This is a genomic window from Aminobacter sp. GW821-FHT11F06 (assembly GCF_058808215.1).
Genome location: NZ_JBXARL010000001.1, coordinates 633951 through 647816 on the forward strand (window position 1 = coordinate 633951; position 13866 = coordinate 647816).

The window sequence follows — 13866 nt, forward strand, 5'->3', positions numbered from 1 at the left end:
TTGGCCGTAGCTCCAAGACGGGACAGTTCATCCCGTCAAGGAGGCAGAGCGGCGCCCTAGCACAACCACTATAGAGCGGGTGCCGAAGCCCGGCTACGGGGATACTAAGAACGAACCGCCGCGCCGCAAATAGGTGCAACTGTTCACACCAACCTTCTCCTTCACGGGAGAAGGTTGGTGTGCTGCCGGTTCGTCGAGATCGAGCAACCGCTTTTTCGAAAACGCGAGGCTCCGGCTCTTCGTCATCCTAGGGCGGAGCAGGAGCGCAGCGACGTCGCGAAGACCCTAGGATCCATGCCGTGACATCGCGGCGGTGCCCAAGCGGTGCAGAACGCGTGCTCTTTCTTCCACCCGCTCCACCTTCCTCACCCTCACGGCATGGATCCTCGGGTCAAGCCCGAGGATGACGAAGCGGAGGGGCCGCTCCCGGCAATCACCACCCAAGCCCGCGAAACAGCTCGTACCATTCGGGATTGCTCTTCTCGATCAACTCGATCTTCCACTGACGTGGCCAGCGCTTCAGCGATTTCTCGCGCTGGATGGCGTCGCGGATGTCGAAGTGCTCCTCGTACCAGACGAGTCGATGCACGCTATATCGCGCGGTGAAGCCCGTGCCCTCGCCGGACTTGTGTTCCGGCAAACGACGGGCGAGGTCATTGGTCACGCCGATATAGATCGTGCCGCGCTTCTGGCTGGCGGACATGTAAACGTAGCCGGTCATGGCGAGAGATTAGTTGCGGCAAAGTTGCACGCAAGCCTGGCTGCTTCCCCACACAGCCTCCAGGACACATGATTCATTGGTCCCGCGTCGGTCACCTCAAAGCCGGATCACATATTCCTTGCGAGTCGTTTCAAGCACTTCCCAGCTTCCCTTAAAGCCGGGTCGCAGTACAAAACTGTCACCTGTGCGAACGGTGCGGGGCTCGCCGCCGTCTTCCGAGATGACCGAGACGCCCGACAGTATGTGGCAGAACTCCCACTCGTCATATTCGATGCGCCACTTGCCCGGCGTCGATTCCCAGATGCCGGCATAGAGGCCGCCATCGGCCTCCTCGGCGTTCCAGGTCAGGAATTTTGGATCGCCTGAAATCAACCGGCCTTCGGCCGGCGCGCCTGATTCCGGCTCGATGTTGCTTACGTCGATGGTGAGAAATCTCGGCAAAATCCAACTCCCAGACAGCAAAAGGCCCCGGCAGCGCAAAGCTGCCGGGGCCAAGTCTTGCACGGCCGATCAGACCTTGGCCAGCGCCTGTTCGAGATCGGCGACGATGTCGCTGACGTCCTCGATGCCGACCGAGAGGCGAACCACGTCAGGTCCGGCACCGGCGGCCACCTTCTGCGCGTCGGAAAGTTGGCGGTGGGTGGTGGAAGCCGGGTGGATGACCAGCGACTTGGTGTCGCCGACATTGGCGAGGTGCGAAAACAGCTCCAGCGCCTCGACGAACTTGACGCCGGCCTCGTAGCCGCCCTTGAGACCGAAGGTGAAGACAGCGCCCGCGCCCCTGGGCGAATACTTCTTCATCAGCGCGTGGTTCTTGTCGCTCTTGAGGCCGGGGTAAGAGACCCATTCGACCTTGGGATGGTCGGAGAGCCAGCCGGCGACGGTGAGTGCATTGTCGCAATGGCGCTGCATGCGCAGCGGCAGCGTTTCGAGACCGGTGAGGATCAGGAACGAGTTGAACGGCGAGATCGCCGGGCCAAGGTCGCGCAAGCCGAGCACGCGCGCGGCGATGGCAAAGGCGAAATTGCCAAAAGTCTCATGCAGCACGACGCCGCCATATTCTGGCCTGGGCTCCGACAGCATCGGGTACTTGCCCGACTTCGACCAATCGAAGGTGCCGGCGTCGACGATGACGCCGCCGATCGAATTGCCGTGGCCGCCGATGAACTTGGTCAGCGAGTGGACGACGATGTCGGCACCATGCTCGATCGGACGGATCAAATACGGGCTCGCCAGCGTGTTGTCGACGATCAGCGGCAAGCCGTGCTTGCGGGCAATGTCGGCGACCTTTTCGATGTCGACGAAGGTGCCGCCGGGATTGGCAAGGCTCTCGATGAAGATCGCCTTGGTCTTGGAGTCGATCTGCTTGTCGAAGCTTGAGATGTCGTTGGTATCGGCCCAGCGCGCTTCCCAGCCGAAATTCTTGAAGGCGTGGCCGAACTGGTTGATCGAGCCGCCATACAGGCGCGTCGCAGCGACGAAGTTGTCACCCGGGCGCATCAGGTTGTGGAACACGAGCAGCTGCGCCGCGTGGCCGGAAGCGGTCGCCAGTGCTGCGGTTCCGCCTTCAAGGGCAGCGATACGCTCCTCGAGCACGGCCTGGGTCGGGTTCATGATGCGGGTGTAGATATTGCCGAAGGCCTTCAGCCCGAACAGCGAGGCGGCGTGATCGGCATCGTCGAAGACATAAGACGTCGTCTGGTAGATCGGCGTGGCGCGAGCGCCGGTTGTTGGATCGGGCTTTGCGCCGGCGTGAACCGCAAGCGTGTTGAAACCAGGAGCGCGCTGGGACATTTGTTCCTCCAAGGGTATGTCAGTCGAATTCGGCGGCTATCTTTGGCGGAGCCCGTGCCAGAAAGCAAAGACGATTATTCCTGGCGGCGTGCAACTTGCAGCACGATTTTTCCATGCAGCTTGGGCGAAAGCGAAGATTGCTGCGACCATTTTGCGCGAAATCCCCCTGGGATCCCTCACGCATGAGCGGACGCTTCTACGACTGCACGCCGGAATTGACGCCATTCCAGCCGATCTCACCGGCAAGCCTGGCATATTCGATCTTGGGGCAGCGGTTCATGACAACCTTGATGCCGGCAGCCTCGGCGCGCGCGGCCGCCTCATCATGGCGCACTGTCAGTTGCGTCCAGATGACTTTTGGCAGCGGATCAAGCTTGAGCACCTCATCGACGATGCCAGGCACGGCACTTGAGGCCCTGAAGACATCGACCATGTCGATCGCCACAGGAATGTCGGCGAGGCTGGCATATGTCATGAGGCCAAGGATCTCCGTGCCGGCATGGCCCGGGTTGACCGGAAAGACCTCATAGCCCTTGTCGATCAAATATTTGGTGACGAAGTAGCTCGGCCTGACGTCGTTGGCCGAGGCACCGACAACGGCGATTGTCCTCACCGAATTCAGGATGTCGGCGATATAGGCATTGTCATAGGCGTCGTGGTTCATGGCCGTCCTCGTTCGACGGTCTTGGATACCGGTTTTCGGCAGGTCCCGCAAAGGCATCGCGCTTCACGGCAACGAGATACTGCCATCCCCGGCGATCGGAAAATCGGGGTTGTGCGCCACTTCCCACAAATGGCCCTCGGTATCGGCGAAATAGCCATACCAACCGCCCCAGAACGCGCGCTGCGCCGGCTTGACGATGCGGCCACCGGCGCGCTCGGCCGCTGCCAGCATGTCATCGACCTCGGCTTCGGAACGCGTGTTGTAGGCGAGCGACACGCCGGAGAAGCTGCCCTTCGCACCGGCAATGCCCGCATCGGTGGCAAGCTGGTCGCGCCCCCAGAGGCCGAGCACCAGCCCACCCATCTGGAAGAAGGCCACACCGTCGGTGATCGACTGGTTTCGCTGAAGTCCCATCGCTTCGTAAAAGCGCACCGCACGGTCGAGATTGTCGACCCCCAGGGTCACAAGCGATATCCGCGGTTCCAAGCCTATTCTCCCTTCCACTCCGGTTCGCGCTTGTCGATGAAGGCGCCGATGCCTTCCTCGGCATCCCTTGCCAGCATATTCTCGACCATCACCCGCGAGGCGTGATCATAGGCCTCCGCCAACCCCATCTCGGCCTGGGCGTAGAACGCCTCCTTGCCGACCTTCAGCGTCAAGGGTGATTTCGAAACAATGGTTTGGACGTATTTTCCGACAATATGATTCAGGTACTCACGCGGCACCACCCGGTTGACCAGGCCAAAGTCGCGCGCGGTCGTGGCATCGATCGTTTCGCCGGTCAGAAGCATTTCCATCGCCTGCTTGCGTGAGACATTGCGCGACAGGGCAACCATCGGCGTCGAGCAGAACAGGCCGATATTGACGCCCGGCGTGCAGAATGTGGACTGGTCCGAGGCGATGGCGAGATCGCAGCTTGCAACCAGTTGCAACCCGGCCGCGGTGGCCAGACCATCAACTTCAGCGATGACCGGCTTGGGATGACGCACAATGGATTGCATCAGCGTCGAGCAGCGCTGCATGGTGAGTTCGAAAAAGGCGCGGCCGCGATCGGCATCGCTTCTGCGCGCCGTCATTTCCTTGAGATCATGCCCGGCGCAGAACACCTTGCCCGACGCCGCGAGCACGATCACCCGCACCGCCTTGTCGTCGCGCGCACCGTCGAGTTGCGACTGAAGTGCGGCCATGGTGTCGAGCGAAAGCGCATTGGCCGGCGGATTGGCAAGCGTCAGGCGCAAGACACCCTTCTCAAGGCTGGACCAGACCGGACTGTCCGGTTCGCTGCGCTTCATGGCTACTATTTCCGCCATATTGTCCCTCTTTGCGTTCGAAGCGGCGAAAGAATCGCCTAGGTCGAAGCATAAGCGTATATGCGCAGCCTTGAACCTTAGTTCCCAACTATGTCTTGTTGGCGACCGATCAGACGCGGCAACCGGAACGCGGCTTCCGCAAGGGGGAAGACCAAAACATGCCAGAACAGAGTGGATTGAAGCCGCTGATGACCGCGGCCGAGGTCAATGATCTCCTCAAAGAGGCCTACCCGCAGCTCAACGACCACTATGATTTCTATCAGGTGACCGATGTGTTTGCGGGCGGCTGCACCGTGCGGCTCAACGCCGACGAACGCCATCTCAGGCCAGGCGGCACGGTTTCGGGACCGTCGCTGTTTACCCTTGCGGACATTGGCGGCTATGTCTGCGTGCTCAGCCACGCCGGACCCGATGCGCTGTCGGTCACGACCAATCTCAACATCAATTTCATGCGCAAGGCAAAAGCCGGGCCGATCGACGGCCACTGCCGCATCCTCAAGCTCGGCAAGAGCCTGATGGTGTTCGACATCGATATCGTCGCTGGCCCCGACCAGCAAACCGTGGCGCATGCAACCGGCACCTATTCGGTACCGCCAAAGCGCCAGGGCTGACGAAAAGCTGGAATTCGCCAAGAGAAATGTGTATATAATTGCGCACCAGGGAAGCCGGATGGAGCGGGACAGTCGAAAGATCATCAAGCGCCTGAAAGACGAAGGCTTCGAGTTGATTTCGGTTCGCGGGTCACATCACAAACTTCGCAAGGGCGACGTCGTTCTGATCTTTCCACATCCCGAGAAGGATTTGCCCACCGGTACCGCGCGAGCAATCGCCAAGCAGGCCGGCTGGTTAAAGTGAACAACAAGGAGTCGAGATGAGGAGCTATTTCGCGCTTGTCGAAAAGGACCCCGACAGTGCTTTCGGGGTACGTTTTCCTGACCTTCCGGGATGCTTTTCGGCTGCCGACAAGCAGGACGAGGTGGTGCCGAACGCTGTCGAAGCCCTGCAATTGTGGGCTGAGGATATGCCTTTACCTCCTCCTTCATCGCACGCCAGCATCCTGTCGTTGCGAGATGTTCGGGAAGCGCTCTCAGCCGGCGGCTATCTGATTTCGGTCCCTTTGATCGACAATGACAGCGCCGTAGTGCGCGCGAACGTCACTTTCGAGCGGGGTGTTTTGCGCGCGATTGATGCTGCCGCGCGTGCCCGCGGCGTTACCAGATCGGCTTTTCTCGCCAGCGCAGCGCGACACGAGATCGAAGCCAAGCATTGAGACTCTTTCGGCCGGCCGCGCGCCGACGCGTGTGGTAAAATAATACCTTTTCACTATCCCATTGTTTTCGCTTCACTTTACAGGAAAACAGGCCGATTGCGTCGCTTGACGACGCACCTGCCCTCGCCTATAAGCCCATCCAAAGCAGCGGCTCGCATTGGGTCGCCGTTTTGTTATTGGCTAGGGCTTCGGCCTTTTGCCAATGAAAGCAACAAGAAACGCCTTCTCCTGAAGGTCCGAACCGAAAGCATATAACCATGACAACCTTTTCGCAGAAGCCTGCGGACGTGGTGAAGAAGTGGGTGCTGATCGACGCCGAAGGTCTCGTCGTCGGCCGTCTCGCCACCATCGTCGCCAACATCCTCCGTGGCAAGAACAAGCCCACCTTCACGCCTCACGTCGACGACGGTGACAATGTCATCATCATCAACGCCGACAAGGTCGTGTTCACCGGCAAGAAGTTCACCGACAAGGTGTACTACTGGCACACCGGCCACCCCGGCGGTATCAAGGAGCGCACCGCGCGCCAGCTGCTCGAGGGCCGTTTCCCCGAGCGTGTCCTGGAAAAGGCCGTTGAGCGCATGATCCCGCGTGGTCCGCTTGGCCGTCGCCAGATGAAGAATCTCCGCGTCTATGCAGGCGCCGAACATCCGCATGTCGCTCAGCTGCCCGTGACGCTCGACGTCGGCGCGTTGAACGCCAAGAACAAGAAGGCCTCGTAATCATGGCTGATCTCAGCTCGCTCGCAGAACTCGGCACCGTGACCGCTTCGGTGCAGCCTGCCGCTCCGGTTCATGTCCAGAAGCTCGACAAGAACGGCCGCGCTTACGCCACCGGCAAGCGCAAGGACGCCATCGCCCGCGTCTGGGTGAAGCCCGGCTCCGGCAAGATCGTCGTCAACGGCAAGGAATTCGCGGCTTACTTCGCGCGCCCCGTGCTGCAGATGATCCTGAACCAGCCGCTCGTCGCTGCTGCCCGCGTTGGCCAGTACGACATCATCGCAACCGTCGTCGGCGGTGGTCTCTCGGGCCAGGCCGGCGCTGTTCGTCACGGCATCTCCAAGGCGCTGACCTACTACGAGCCGACGCTGCGCGGCGTGCTCAAGAAGGGTGGCTTCCTGACGCGCGACAGCCGTGTCGTCGAGCGCAAGAAGTACGGCAAGGCCAAGGCCCGCAAGAGCTTCCAGTTCTCCAAGCGCTAAGCGCTTCGCAGATCACAATTTGGGAAAGGCCACCTTCGGGTGGCCTTTTTCGTTATGGGAACCGCTCGATGGCCGAAGGATGCGTGCCACGACCTGCTGAGCCGTGACGACCGAGGCGCGCAGGGCCGATGTCAGCCCCGTGAATGCGCCTGCCTCCATGCCGTCAGGCGCATTGCACCTCGGGGCTGGTATGTTGCGGCCGGCTTCTGTAGTTCTTGCCCCTCGAATTCCGATAGACCGACTGCGGAGACTGCCCATGCCCACTTCATCGATCGATCACGCCTTCACCGCGCGGACGAACACCGGCCGCTCGGGTGATCCGACCTATGCAGGGGCCCTGTCTTTCATGCGACGCAAGTATTCCAAGAACGTTGCGGGCGCCGATGCGGTGGTCTGGGGCATTCCCTTCGATGCCGCCGTGACCAACCGTCCGGGCGCGCGCTTTGGCCCGCAGGCGATCCGCCGCGCCTCGGCGATCTTCGATTGCGACCCGCAATATCCTTTCAACCGCGACCTGTTCGACGATCTTGCAGTCGTCGACTATGGCGACTGCCTGCTCGACAGCGGCAACCATCAGAAGACGCCGGCGACAATCGAACGCGAGGCGGCAAAAATCCTGAAATCGGGCGCGTTCCTTTTGACGCTCGGCGGCGACCATTTCGTTACCTGGCCGGTGCTCAAGGCACATGCTGCGATCCACGGCCCGATGGCGCTGGTGCAGTTCGACGCCCACCAGGACACCTGGCCGGACGACGGCAAGCGCATCGACCACGGTTCCTTCGTCGGACGTGCGGTGAAAGAGGGCATCATCGATCCCGACCGTTCGATCCAGATCGGCATCCGCACCCATGCGCCCGACGATTTCGGCATCAAGATCCTCTATGGCCATGAGGTCGAGGAGATGCGGGCTGCCGACATCGCCTATGCGATCGCCGAGCGGACCGGTGGCAAGAAGACCTACGTCACCTTCGATATCGACTGCCTCGACCCGGCCTATGCGCCTGGAACCGGCACGCCCGTTGCGGGCGGCCCCTCCTCGGCCAAGATCCTTTCGGTGCTGCGCCAGATGACCCAGATCGATATTGTCGGCGCCGACGTCGTTGAGGTTGCGCCGGCCTACGACCATGCCGATATTACGGCCATCGCAGGCTCGACGGTCGCGATGCACTATCTCGGCCTTCTGGCCGAGAAGAAGGCGCGTGACACGGCCTGAGACGCTGATTCAAGGACTTGCCGGACAGAGTCCGAATTCAGCCATAAGCTTTTGAAATGATACACATCTTTCTACGGAATGACAGACAATGAAACCGAAAATCTTCATCGACGGCGAACACGGCACCACCGGTCTGCAGATCAGGGCGCTGCTCGCCGGACGCCATGACCTCGAAGTCATTTCGGTGCCCGTCGAGCGCCGCAAGGAGCTGGCTGCACGCGCCGAATTCCTCAATGCGGCCGATGTGGCGATCCTGTGCCTGCCCGACGATGCGGCGCGCGAGAGCGTCGCGCTGATCGAAAACAACACCACGCGCGTCATTGACGCATCGACCGCGCACCGCGTTGCGGACGGCTGGACCTACGGCTTTCCGGAAATGGACGAAGCGCAGATGAAGGCGATCGCGGCATCGAAGCGCGTCGCCAACCCCGGCTGCTGGCCACAGGGGCCGATAGCCGGCCTGCGGCCGCTTATCGCGGCGGGGCTTCTGCCGGCTGACTTCCCGGTTACCGTCAACGGTATCTCCGGCTATTCTGGCGGCGGCCGCCAGATGATCGAAGATTACGAGGCGCTGGGCGAGGATTCGCCCGAATTCCTGCCCTACGGCCTGATGCTCAAGCACAAGCACGTGCCGGAGTTGCGCACTTACGCCAAGCTCGCGCACGATCCGATCATGCAACCGGCCGTTGGCAATTTCGCGCAGGGCATGATCACCGTGGTTCCTCTACAGCTGGGCCGCCTTGCCAAGGTGCCGACTGGTGCGGAACTGCACGCGGCACTCGCCGACCACTATGCCGGCCTCAAGGGCGGTGTGATCGAGGTCGCGCCGCTCATCGACTTCGAACGCAGCGACAACATCCAGCCCGAAATCTTCAACGGCACCAACAAGATGAAGCTCTATGTCAGCGCCAATGACAGCCGCGCGCAGGCATTGCTGATCGCCGTCTACGACAATCTCGGCAAGGGCGCCTCGGGTGCCGCAGTCCAGAACATGGACCTGATGCTCGGACTCAAGCACTAAGATGGATCAGGCTGCCGTTCCAGCCCGGTGGCCGGATCACTGGAACGTCAGCGATCCCCAGCTCATTGCCGAAACGTTTTCCAGCCGCATCTGGAAGGTGCGACTTGCCGACGGCAGCCCTGCCGTCGTCAAGGCGCTCAAGCCTTTCGACGACGTCGCCGACGAGCTTCGCGGCGCGCATTACCTGTCATGGCGCGACGGCGTCGGCGCAGTCCGGCTGCTCGGCTTCGAGGGGCACAACATGCTGCTCGAATATGCCGGCGACCGACTCCTTGTCGATGAATTGAACGAGCATGGCGACCGGCACGCGACCGACATCGCCAATGAGGTGTTGGCCAAGCTGCTTTCGCCCTCGGATGTTCCGCCTCCGGCCGATTTGCAGCCCTTGCAGGAGCGTTTCGCAAGCCTGTTCAAGAAGGCCAGAGCTGATCGTGATGCTGGTAGTGGGAGCCTCTACCTGGAGGCAGCGGTCATTGCGGAGCGCCTGCTGTCAAACCCGCACGATGTGCGCGTGCTGCATGGCGACCTGCACCACGACAATGTCCTGTTCGGCGAGCGCGGCTGGCTGGTGATCGACCCCAAGGGCATTCTGGGCGATCCTGGCTTCGACGCAGCGAACTTTTTCTACAACCCGCTCGATCGCCAAGCCGATCTCTGCGTCGTGCCGGAGCGCATCGCCTATATGGCTGAGATTTTCGCCAGGACGCTTGGGCAGCGTCCCGACGCGATCCTCGATCATGCCATTGCCTGGGGCTGCCTCTCGGCATCCTGGCATGCCGAAGACCGCAATGACGCCGACGAAAACAGCGAACTCGCCGTGGTCGCGGCAGTCCGCAACGTGCGGGCTAACTTCTGATCTCGACGTCGTTTTCCAAGGGATAAGCACCCTTGGTGCCGCGCCAATGGGCGGTAGCGAAAATCAACACGATCAGCGCAAAACCCTGATGCAACAGCGCCCAATGCATATGCGCCTGCATCAGCAACGTGCCGACGCCAATAGCGGCCTGACCAAGGATCAAGATCACCAGCATCCAGGCGCGGCGCGCATGCGTCGTCTTGGGTGCTGCCCGCATGGTCGAGAAGGCGTGCCAAAGTGCGACCACCAGCACAGTGTAGGCGAACATGCGGTGGATGAACTGCACCGTCTTGGGGCTTTCGAAGAAATTGCGCCAGACCGGCTCGATGACCAGCAGATCGCCTGGAATGATCGCCCCATCCATCAGCGGCCAGGTGTTGTAGGACAGGCCGGCATGGAGACCGGCGACCAGAGCGCCTAGATAGATCTGAAACAGCACCAGCAAAACCATGATGCCCGAGAAGCGTTGGACCTGGCGATTGGCCGGCGCTTGCGAATAGGTCGCAAGCCCTCGTGCGATGTAGGCAACTGCGGTGACGATGATGCAGGCAAAGGTCAGATGGATCGCCAGACGGTACTGGCTGACCGAGACACGTTCCGACAGGCCAGAGGCGACCATCCACCAGCCGACGGCACCTTGCAGGCCGCCCAGCGCCAGCAGACCGACAAGACGTGGCTTCAGCCGGCGTTCGAGACGGCCCGTGAGCCAGAAGAAGGCCAGCGGAATGGCGACAAGGAAACCAACGCCGCGCGCGAGCAGCCGGTGCGCCCATTCCCACCAGAAGATGCCCTTGAACTCGTCAACGGTCATGCCCTTGTTGACCTGCTCGTATTGCGGGATCTGCTGGTACTTTTCGAACTCTTCCTGCCATTCCGCCTGGTTGAGCGGCGGGATGACGCCGTGGATCGGCTTCCATTCGGTGATGGAGAGACCGGAACCGGTCATGCGCGTGGCACCGCCGACCATGACCAGCGCGAACAGAACCAGCAGCACGACATAAAGCCAGCCGCGCACGAGCGCGCGGTTGTGCAGCTCCCTGTCACGTTGAGCAAGCGGTGCAGCAGTGTTGGTCATCGCGGACATGACAATCGTTCCCGGCTCGTTCGAAACTCGCCGGACTGGTGGACCATAGCGGCTTCGCTGGCAAGTTCGACCCACGCGACACGCAGTCGCGCCGCATAGCGGCGTATCCTCTGCGGTTGCGTCGGCTGGCGGGAGCGACTATGCGAAGCCTGGATAAAGGATCAAGAAATGCCCGTTCGCGTCAAGAAGCTGATCGGAACCGTGCTGCTGGTGCTGCTGGTGATCGTCTATGCGCTGATCGCAACCATGGTGGCGGTCGCGCAGCTGTCGCAGTCCGGGCCGGTCGTGCACCTGGCCTTCTTCTTCTTCAGCGGCCTGCTTTGGATCCTGCCGGCGATGTGGATCATCAAATGGATGGTCAAGCCCCCCAAATCCGCCATCCGCTAAGCCTACACCGTCACCAGCCGCTGGCCGCGATTTGCCATCAAGGTCGTTGCTCCAGACAGCATGGCTCGCATCACCGCCAGTTCCTGGTGTCGCCCGTTGACTGAAAGCCGCGGCAACGCATGCAAGCAGCCAGCATGTTCGGGCCTAAGCACGCCATGGCGCGTTGTCACCGCCGAGACATAGCCAGCCTCGCGCGCGAGTTCGGTTTCGCGCAGGCCCGCCGCCGCCGCATAACCGTAGGGATAGGCGAAATGGCGCGGCGCGCTGCCAAGCTCGGCCTCGATCATGTTGCGTGAACGATAGATCTCGCGCAGCGCTGCTTGCCTGCTCAGCCGCTTGAGATTGTAGTGATGAACCGAATGCGCACCGATGGTGACCAGAGGATGCGCAGCGCAGCGCCTGATCTCGTTCCAGTCCATCAAAAGCTTGCGGTTGAGGGCAGAGGCATCGACGTCCACCATGTCGGCCCAGCCGCGCAAGGCCGCGCGCTGGTCTTCTTCCCGCAACTCGCTGGTGATGTGGTCTGACAAGCGCCGGAACGCTTCTGAGCGGCCATTCGGCGTCGAACAATCGAGCTTCAATTCGCCGCCCGGCATGGCAATCGAAAGCGGCCGGCCGGCCTCGACTATGTCGTCGAGAACTTCCCACCAAAGATCGACATCGCCGCCCGTCAGGCCGGGCGCGACATAGATCGCAACAGGCGCGGCATGCTTTTCCAGAACCGGCAGAGCCTCGGTCAGATTGTCGCGATAAGCATCGTCGGCGGTCAATACCGCAAACAGCCCGCCCTTGCCTGGCTGGCGCACGCGCACCACCGCTTCGTCCATCGTCACAAAGGCGTAGCCCATGCGCTTCATCTCACCGATCAGCGCATCGAGAAACTGCGGCGTGATGCTGAGGTGTCGGTTGGGGCTTTCCGGCCGTTCAAGAAGCGCGGTCACGCGATGAAGCATCAGGATCGCGCCGACGCTGCCGACCAGCGGCCTGGCAAGTGCGCTCAGACCACTATATCCGATCAGCAGGAAAGCCAGCTTTCGGGCTGCGTCGATCATTCCTTCACCTTTGGCGCCTAGGTTTGGCGGCATCGAGCATGCCGAGGACTGCTCCAGGTGCCGATCAATAACCGGCAAGGATTGAAGTATGGTTGACGCTCCTGCCCCCAGCGAAAACGATGTCTTGCTGCGCAAGGCTGCGGATTTCGCCGGCGACGTAACGGCGGCAGCCTTTCCAGCTTCAAGTGAGACCCTCAACACTTACGGCAACTTCACCAACATCTACGCACCGGCCCAGAGCCCCGAATGGGTGTCTGCCTGGATCGACACCAACAAACCCGACGCTGTTATTGCGACCTTGAGCGCCAACGGGCACCTAGTCCTCTCTGTCGTGCTTGAAGTCCGCCGCGAAGGACCATTCCGCATCGCGCGCTTCCTGGGCGGTACGCATGCCAACGGCAACTTTCCGGCAGTCGACAGGAATTGGCTGGCAGCAGCAAACGCGCATGACATCGAAGCGCTCGTCGGTTCGATCAGGCAAGTTCGTCCCGATATCGATCTCGTTGCGTTCGACCGCCTTATGGCCGAATTCCGCGGCCTGCCCAACCCGCTGCTCAAGCTGCCCTCCGCGCCGAGCCCAAACCTGGCGCTTGCAGTCGATCTCGATGGCGGCTTCGAAGCGGTTCTCACCCGCACCAATGGCAAGAGGAAACGCAAGCGGCATCGCAGCCAGGAGCGGAAGTACGAGGCCGTTGGCGGTGCACGGCGCATTGTGGCGACCACGGCCGCCGACGCAAACGCGATGCTCGACGCCTTCTTCGCCATGAAACAGCAGCGCTTTGGCACGATGGGCATCACCGACGTATTTGCCGACGCCGGGGTACGCAGTTTCTTCCGCAAGCTTTTCGTCGATGCGCTACAGCATGACAAGCCGTCCTTTGTGCTGCACGGGCTGGAGGTCGCAGGCAAATACCGCGCGGTCACCGGCTCAAGCCGGGCCGGCAACCGCCTGATCTGCGAATTCGGCGCCATCGCCGACGACGAACTGGCCTATGCCAGCCCGGGCGAATACCTGTTCTTCGACAACATCTCCGAGGCCTGCCGCCAGGGATTCGCTGCCTACGACTTCAGCGTCGGTGATGAACCCTACAAGCGCCAGTGGTGCAATCTCGAGATCCGGCATGCCGACGTGCTGGTGCCATTAACGACGAAGGGTCGGCTCTATGCGCTTGGCCTTAGATCGACGTCGCGCCTCAAGGGCGCGATCAAGAACAACGCCACGCTATGGGCTCTGGCCAAGCGGCTGAGGTCCGGCGTGCGCGGCAAGGCAGCAACTGTCGAGGAAGACTGACC

The 13866-nt window shown here is 61.5% G+C and carries 18 protein-coding genes; 10 read left to right on the forward strand and 8 right to left on the reverse strand.

The window, feature by feature from the left end; translation table 11 throughout:
* Window positions 1-433: 433 nt before the first annotated feature.
* The 6 genes from AC1RTB_RS03110 to AC1RTB_RS03135 form a co-directional block, all read right to left on the reverse strand.
* The gene (locus tag AC1RTB_RS03110) at window positions 434-721 is read right to left on the reverse strand and encodes a GIY-YIG nuclease family protein (RefSeq protein WP_492880396.1); all 288 of its coding nucleotides are present in this window, start codon (window positions 719-721) and stop codon (window positions 434-436) included.
* Window positions 722-817: 96 nt separating this feature from the next.
* Complete coding sequence (locus tag AC1RTB_RS03115; protein ID WP_492880397.1) at window positions 818-1162, reverse strand: cupin domain-containing protein; 345 nt, start codon at window positions 1160-1162, stop codon at window positions 818-820.
* A 69-nt stretch (window positions 1163-1231) separates the two neighbouring features.
* The gene (locus AC1RTB_RS03120) at window positions 1232-2515 is read right to left on the reverse strand and encodes an O-acetylhomoserine aminocarboxypropyltransferase (protein WP_492880398.1); all 1284 of its coding nucleotides are present in this window, start codon (window positions 2513-2515) and stop codon (window positions 1232-1234) included.
* A gap of 196 nt (window positions 2516-2711) precedes the next feature.
* Window positions 2712-3179, reverse strand: coding sequence for a CoA-binding protein (locus AC1RTB_RS03125; RefSeq protein WP_492880399.1), 468 nt, complete (start codon window positions 3177-3179; stop codon window positions 2712-2714).
* A 63-nt stretch (window positions 3180-3242) separates the two neighbouring features.
* Window positions 3243-3665 carry a VOC family protein gene (locus tag AC1RTB_RS03130; RefSeq protein ID WP_492880400.1) on the reverse strand — a complete coding sequence of 141 codons (423 nt, stop codon included), beginning with the start codon at window positions 3663-3665 and terminating at the stop codon, window positions 3243-3245.
* A gap of 2 nt (window positions 3666-3667) precedes the next feature.
* The gene (locus AC1RTB_RS03135; RefSeq protein ID WP_492880401.1) at window positions 3668-4489 is read right to left on the reverse strand and encodes an enoyl-CoA hydratase; all 822 of its coding nucleotides are present in this window, start codon (window positions 4487-4489) and stop codon (window positions 3668-3670) included.
* A 158-nt stretch (window positions 4490-4647) separates the two neighbouring features.
* Here AC1RTB_RS03135 and AC1RTB_RS03140 point away from each other — a divergent pair, with 158 nt between their 5' ends.
* The 8 genes from AC1RTB_RS03140 (at window position 4648) to AC1RTB_RS03175 (ending at window position 10050) form a co-directional block, all read left to right on the forward strand.
* Window positions 4648-5100, forward strand: coding sequence for a PaaI family thioesterase (locus tag AC1RTB_RS03140; protein ID WP_492880402.1), 453 nt, complete (start codon window positions 4648-4650; stop codon window positions 5098-5100).
* 58 nt (window positions 5101-5158) lie between these two features.
* Window positions 5159-5344: a type II toxin-antitoxin system HicA family toxin gene (locus AC1RTB_RS03145; protein WP_492880403.1), complete on the forward strand. Its 186-nt coding sequence runs from the start codon at window positions 5159-5161 to the stop codon at window positions 5342-5344.
* A gap of 16 nt (window positions 5345-5360) precedes the next feature.
* Entirely contained in the window at window positions 5361-5759 is a 399-nt protein-coding gene (locus AC1RTB_RS03150; protein ID WP_492880404.1) for a type II toxin-antitoxin system HicB family antitoxin, read from the forward strand.
* Between the two features lie 257 nt (window positions 5760-6016).
* Window positions 6017-6481: a 50S ribosomal protein L13 gene (gene rplM / locus AC1RTB_RS03155; RefSeq protein WP_492880405.1), complete on the forward strand. Its 465-nt coding sequence runs from the start codon at window positions 6017-6019 to the stop codon at window positions 6479-6481.
* 2 nt (window positions 6482-6483) lie between these two features.
* A complete protein-coding gene (rpsI, locus tag AC1RTB_RS03160) occupies window positions 6484-6960 on the forward strand; it encodes a 30S ribosomal protein S9 (RefSeq protein ID WP_492880406.1) in 477 nt (158 codons plus the stop codon).
* Between the two features lie 256 nt (window positions 6961-7216).
* The gene (gene speB / locus AC1RTB_RS03165) at window positions 7217-8173 is read left to right on the forward strand and encodes an agmatinase (RefSeq protein ID WP_492880407.1); all 957 of its coding nucleotides are present in this window, start codon (window positions 7217-7219) and stop codon (window positions 8171-8173) included.
* Between the two features lie 88 nt (window positions 8174-8261).
* Window positions 8262-9194, forward strand: coding sequence for an N-acetyl-gamma-glutamyl-phosphate reductase (gene argC, locus AC1RTB_RS03170; RefSeq protein ID WP_492880408.1), 933 nt, complete (start codon window positions 8262-8264; stop codon window positions 9192-9194).
* A gap of 1 nt (window position 9195) precedes the next feature.
* Window positions 9196-10050, forward strand: a complete 855-nt coding sequence (locus AC1RTB_RS03175) for an aminoglycoside phosphotransferase family protein (RefSeq protein ID WP_492880409.1) — start codon at window positions 9196-9198, stop codon at window positions 10048-10050.
* Here AC1RTB_RS03175 and AC1RTB_RS03180 read toward each other — a convergent pair.
* Window positions 10040-11134, reverse strand: a complete 1095-nt coding sequence (locus AC1RTB_RS03180) for a COX15/CtaA family protein (RefSeq protein ID WP_492880410.1) — start codon at window positions 11132-11134, stop codon at window positions 10040-10042. The genes AC1RTB_RS03175 and AC1RTB_RS03180 overlap by 11 nt on opposite strands.
* Window positions 11135-11302: 168 nt before the next feature.
* Between AC1RTB_RS03180 and AC1RTB_RS03185 the strand changes: the two genes are divergently transcribed.
* The gene (locus AC1RTB_RS03185; protein WP_492880411.1) at window positions 11303-11521 is read left to right on the forward strand and encodes a DUF2842 domain-containing protein; all 219 of its coding nucleotides are present in this window, start codon (window positions 11303-11305) and stop codon (window positions 11519-11521) included.
* 2 nt (window positions 11522-11523) lie between these two features.
* On the opposite strand, the gene AC1RTB_RS03190 is transcribed toward AC1RTB_RS03185, so the two are convergent.
* A complete protein-coding gene (locus AC1RTB_RS03190) occupies window positions 11524-12573 on the reverse strand; it encodes a polysaccharide deacetylase family protein (RefSeq protein ID WP_492880412.1) in 1050 nt (349 codons plus the stop codon).
* Window positions 12574-12661: 88 nt separating this feature from the next.
* Between AC1RTB_RS03190 and AC1RTB_RS03195 the strand changes: the two genes are divergently transcribed.
* Window positions 12662-13864 carry a GNAT family N-acetyltransferase gene (locus AC1RTB_RS03195; protein ID WP_492880413.1) on the forward strand — a complete coding sequence of 401 codons (1203 nt, stop codon included), beginning with the start codon at window positions 12662-12664 and terminating at the stop codon, window positions 13862-13864.
* Window positions 13865-13866 lie beyond the last annotated feature (2 nt).

Excerpts from the sequence above, each read along its gene's own strand:
- AC1RTB_RS03110 (WP_492880396.1), bottom strand. The coding sequence starts at position 721 with ATGACCGGCTACGTTTACATGTCCGCCAGCCAGAAGCGCGGCACGATC.
- AC1RTB_RS03120 (WP_492880398.1), bottom strand. The coding sequence starts at position 2,515 with ATGTCCCAGCGCGCTCCTGGTTTCAACACGCTTGCGGTTCACGCCGGC.
- AC1RTB_RS03125 (WP_492880399.1), bottom strand. The coding sequence starts at position 3,179 with ATGAACCACGACGCCTATGACAATGCCTATATCGCCGACATCCTGAAT.
- AC1RTB_RS03135 (WP_492880401.1), bottom strand. The coding sequence starts at position 4,489 with ATGGCGGAAATAGTAGCCATGAAGCGCAGCGAACCGGACAGTCCGGTC.
- AC1RTB_RS03140 (WP_492880402.1), top strand. The coding sequence starts at position 4,648 with ATGCCAGAACAGAGTGGATTGAAGCCGCTGATGACCGCGGCCGAGGTC.
- AC1RTB_RS03145 (WP_492880403.1), top strand. The coding sequence starts at position 5,159 with ATGGAGCGGGACAGTCGAAAGATCATCAAGCGCCTGAAAGACGAAGGC.
- AC1RTB_RS03150 (WP_492880404.1), top strand. The coding sequence starts at position 5,361 with ATGAGGAGCTATTTCGCGCTTGTCGAAAAGGACCCCGACAGTGCTTTC.
- rplM (WP_492880405.1), top strand. The coding sequence starts at position 6,017 with ATGACAACCTTTTCGCAGAAGCCTGCGGACGTGGTGAAGAAGTGGGTG.
- rpsI (WP_492880406.1), top strand. The coding sequence starts at position 6,484 with ATGGCTGATCTCAGCTCGCTCGCAGAACTCGGCACCGTGACCGCTTCG.
- speB (WP_492880407.1), top strand. The coding sequence starts at position 7,217 with ATGCCCACTTCATCGATCGATCACGCCTTCACCGCGCGGACGAACACC.
- argC (WP_492880408.1), top strand. The coding sequence starts at position 8,262 with ATGAAACCGAAAATCTTCATCGACGGCGAACACGGCACCACCGGTCTG.
- AC1RTB_RS03175 (WP_492880409.1), top strand. The coding sequence starts at position 9,196 with ATGGATCAGGCTGCCGTTCCAGCCCGGTGGCCGGATCACTGGAACGTC.
- AC1RTB_RS03180 (WP_492880410.1), bottom strand. The coding sequence starts at position 11,134 with ATGTCCGCGATGACCAACACTGCTGCACCGCTTGCTCAACGTGACAGG.
- AC1RTB_RS03185 (WP_492880411.1), top strand. The coding sequence starts at position 11,303 with ATGCCCGTTCGCGTCAAGAAGCTGATCGGAACCGTGCTGCTGGTGCTG.
- AC1RTB_RS03190 (WP_492880412.1), bottom strand. The coding sequence starts at position 12,573 with ATGATCGACGCAGCCCGAAAGCTGGCTTTCCTGCTGATCGGATATAGT.
- AC1RTB_RS03195 (WP_492880413.1), top strand. The coding sequence starts at position 12,662 with ATGGTTGACGCTCCTGCCCCCAGCGAAAACGATGTCTTGCTGCGCAAG.